At 32.7% G+C, this 1,714-nt stretch carries 1 pseudogene; it reads right to left on the bottom strand.

Annotated elements, in window-relative coordinates:
* Positions 1 to 113 precede the first annotated feature (113 nt).
* Positions 114 to 1,586, bottom strand: a pseudogene (locus ACKVDP_RS13740) (IS1182 family transposase); the annotation flags it as partial.
* Positions 1,587 to 1,714: the final 128 nt, after the last annotated feature.

Genomic DNA, 1,714 nt, shown 5'->3' with positions numbered 1-1,714 from the left:
TCCTGTCCGAGACCACTGAAAAAGTCTACTTTTTAAACCAAGATTAGATTAAATTTTACTCTTTTGGTAAGGATATCGAAAATTATTAAGGAAATATTGAGCTTTGTCAATAATTTAGAGGATAGTATTGCTGCTATCCTCTTTAAATTAACTGCAATTGCAGTTAATTTAGCTTGTTTGGACATACTCCCTAGACCATACCCCCGGGCACGATCTAGTCCATGGAAATTTTTCATCTCTCCATTTTTCCATTCCTGACAAGCTCTTTTTTTATACTTTTCGTGGAACTCTTTTGTCTTCTGTTGCTGGCTATAACCATAAAATTCGGGTGTATTTATTCCTACCTCCAAAATTCTAGCTATTGTAGAGGAGCTCTTAATGCACTCTTGTCTCTGAGTGCAATTTTTACATATTGATTTTTCAAAGTAATACTTGTATGTCTGTTTACCGCTTTTGTCACTTCTATGTCTTTTTCTTGATGTTTTATTCCCTTGATTACAGAACCATTCATCTGAATCTTTATTATAACCAAATCTTTCTTCATCTATCTTGTAAGCCATTTCACTTACTGGAATATAAGGTGTTGAGTCTATTTCATTTATTTTATCCAATATTGGCTTTTTGAAATATGCTTTATCTCCATATACTTCTTTAATCTCTAGTCCAGATTTCTTAGTTAATTCAATCAATTCATTAAATCTTGTACCATCAACATATGCTCCATCAGCTACTGTAATAGCTGTAATGATTCGATTTTCAGTTGTAATTATGTACTCATCTTTATACCCAAAGAAGTGATCTGTTTTACTCTTGTGCCCTACGCGGGCATCTTGATCGACAATAGAGCGTACTCCTCGCTGCTCAATAAATTTTGGATCTTCTAAAATCTGTTTCGCATTTTCCAAAATCTTTCTTGTGTTGGGACATTCTTTTAGGATAATAGCACTTTCAATTTTATTAATTTCAGATTCCAGATAGTTTTTCATTACTCGCTTAGCCTCTTTATTATCTGATATTTCCTTATAATCGGGGATATTCTGATTGATTTCTTCTGGAAGTGAGCCTACTTCTTTTTCATAGGTTTTAAAAATCTTCTTCGCTAGTCGCTTAATTACCCTCTCTGGAGTAGCCTTAAAGGTATTGGCTTTTGTATGGGTTGCATCTATACTTATTCCTGTATCTTCAATAATTCCCTTCTCTACGCACTGCTTGACAATCTCAACAATGATTTCATCTAATGTTACTTCCTGTAATCTGTGAACTCTAAACTTAGATAATAAACTTGGATCTGGCAATGTCTCATCAGGATTGATACCAAGAAACCACATATATGCTAGGTTTAAAGAGGATTCTTCTATGACTCTTTCATCCGATAGGTTATATAGATATTGAAGTATTAATAGTTTTAGCATAAGTTCTGGATGCTTTGCGGGCCTACCATAAAATTTGTTGTATGATTGCTCCAATGATTTTGTAATAAATCTAAAGTCGATAGCGTTATCCAGTAACTTAAGAGTATGATTTTCTGGTATTTTATTGTATAATATTGAATAGATGCTTAACTGATTATTTTGATCTCTAAGCATTGAAAATCCTCCTTTTGGTTATGTTTTCTTGACAATTACATTATACCAAATTAAGGAGGATTTTTCTTTACTTCTACACTCTTTTATTGCTATTTTTACATATTTTTACATAGTTTTTCAGTGGTCTC

It is taken from the genome of Gudongella ferriphila (genome assembly GCF_046224405.1).
In the GTDB taxonomy this organism is placed as follows: Bacteria; Bacillota; Clostridia; order Tissierellales; family Tissierellaceae; genus Gudongella.
The sequence above is the reverse complement of the archived record's forward strand: the minus strand, read 5'-3'. Positions and strand labels throughout refer to the sequence as shown.